The organism is Actinocrinis sp. (genome assembly GCF_035653575.1).
Lineage (GTDB): Bacteria > Actinomycetota > Actinomycetes > Streptomycetales > Catenulisporaceae > Actinocrinis.
Window position 1 is genome coordinate 1 of sequence record NZ_DASRBQ010000036.1, and the last position, 2,047, is coordinate 2,047.

Consider the following 2,047-nt stretch of genomic DNA (forward strand, 5'->3'; position numbering starts at 1 on the left):
ATCTGGGCTTCGCCCGCGCATGAACACCCTGACAATGACCGTCATCCAGTCGCGCACGCCGCCGTCGACTGCGCAGAACCCTGATCCCGCCGTCGCCACACTGCTCGCGGTCGCGCTGGAGGTCCCCGAAGGCGGGTTGGACCACCGCGTCGACCTGGCCGCGGTCGCGCTGCGCCTCACCGGTGAGACGTTCGCGGTCGTCGGCGACTTCCACTGCGTGCTGCACGCCGGAATGCCCGCCGCGCTGATCGCCGAACACTGCCGGCTTCCGCTGGATCAGGTCACCGACCGCACGCCAGTCGCGGTCGCGGTGAGCATGATGGACCGCCATCTCGCCGCACCGCCGTACCGCATCCTGACCCACCAGGCCGCGGCGCTGCGCACCGTGATCGATCGGCACTCGGACCAGTGCCCGGCCATGACCGCGGCGGAACTGGTGGATACCGCGCGGCTTGCTCGGCGCCTTCTCGCGGAGCGGTGCCCGCCCGACCTGGCCGCCCTGGCAGCGCACCTGGGCATCACGATCACGCCGCGGGTGCAACGCACCGTGAGGGATGCGGCGCTGACCGGCGCCGTGTACGCGCACCTGCACCGGATCGGATCCGGGGCCGAGCAGAGCCCTGCGGGCGGCGCCACGCCGCATCCCCGCCCCGCGCGCGACGGCCGTGCGGACAAGCAGCAGGTGCGCGTCATGGTCGCTGCGAGAAGGTTGGTGCGCCGTGGCCGAGCCGTCTGACCGGCGCGGTTCGATCTCCTGGCCTGTGCTTGTCGCGATCGGCATCGCGGTGATTGCTGTGGTCGCAGTGCTGGTTTGGCGGCCGCTAGCCGCGTCGCTGCACCCGGCGCGGGTTCCCATGCCGATGCGCGGCGGGCATTCGATCGATGCCCGGGACCACGCGGTTGCCGCGAGCCCGGCCCGTGCGCCATAGCAGGCTGCTGATCTTCCGTCCGGGCGACCGACGGCGTGGCTCGCGACCCCGGGGCGAGCTTGCCGGACCGGACGGAACGGGCCCCGTCGTGGCGTTCCCCCGTGCGCCCGTCCGGGCCCGCGTCGCCCCGCCCCTCCGTGTTCCCCCGCACACCGGGGCGGGGCGACGCCCAAGCTCTCGCATCCGCGAGTTATGCAGCATCGAGCAGAAAGACCTTCGAGCGTGAGTACGTTGACAATGCTGGAGCCGCCGCCGCTGCCGGTGGGCTGGCCGGCCGAGCGAATCGACACCGCCCACCCGCACCCGGCTCGGGTCGATGACTACCTGCTGGCGGGCAAGGACAACTACCAGGTCGACCGGGACGCAGCCGAGGAGATCCTGGCCGGCTTCCCGCAGCTGCGATCGATCGCCGCCGCCAACCGCGCGTTCCTGCGCCGCGCCGTGCACACACTGGTCCAGGACGGCGTCGAGCAGTTCCTGGACGTGGGCACGGGCCTGCCGGACCACGACCACCCGGCCGAGGTGATCCACTCACTCAATCCTAGTGCGCGCGTGGTCTTGGTCGACAACGACCCGGTGGTGCTCACCCACGCCGCCGCGCGGCTGCGCGGCCCACACCCGCAGCGCACCGCAGTGATCGAAGGAGATCTTTGCGCGCCGGCGACGATCCTGAGCAACCTGGCGCTGGACGGCGTGCTCGACCTGGACCGCCCGGTAGGGCTGCTGCTCGGTTTCGTCGTGCACTTCCTCACCGACCGCGACGAGCCCACCGACAAGATCAAAACCGTGTTGGACGCTCTCGCGCCGGGCAGCGCCCTGGTGCTCTCGCACGCCACCGCCCAAGGCGAGAGCGAACTCGCCCGAGCGGCGGCAGAGCTCTACCGCGATGCCGGCATGCCGATCACCCTGCGCACCCCAGCGCAGATCACAGGGTTCTTCGACGACCTGGAGTTGCTGGAGCCCGGTGTGGTCGCCCAGCCGTGGTGGCGACCCGACAAAGAGCCCACCGAGGACCCGGAGCTGAACTGGGGCTACGCCGGCCTCGCCTGCAAATCCTGACCGGGTCCCCCGGTAAACACCGCGAACCCGTACATCCTCCCCTGATCACCACCGCCACG

2 protein-coding genes are annotated in these 2,047 nt (G+C 71.2%); both read left to right on the forward strand.

What is annotated here, in order from left to right:
* A partial coding sequence (locus VFA06_RS06005; RefSeq protein ID WP_324839408.1) for a hypothetical protein occupies positions 1-736 on the forward strand: 736 nt, incomplete at its 5' end.
* A 415-nt stretch (positions 737-1,151) separates the two neighbouring features.
* Positions 1,152-1,988: an SAM-dependent methyltransferase gene (locus tag VFA06_RS06010; protein ID WP_324839409.1), complete on the forward strand. Its 837-nt coding sequence runs from the start codon at positions 1,152-1,154 to the stop codon at positions 1,986-1,988.
* Positions 1,989-2,047: the final 59 nt, after the last annotated feature.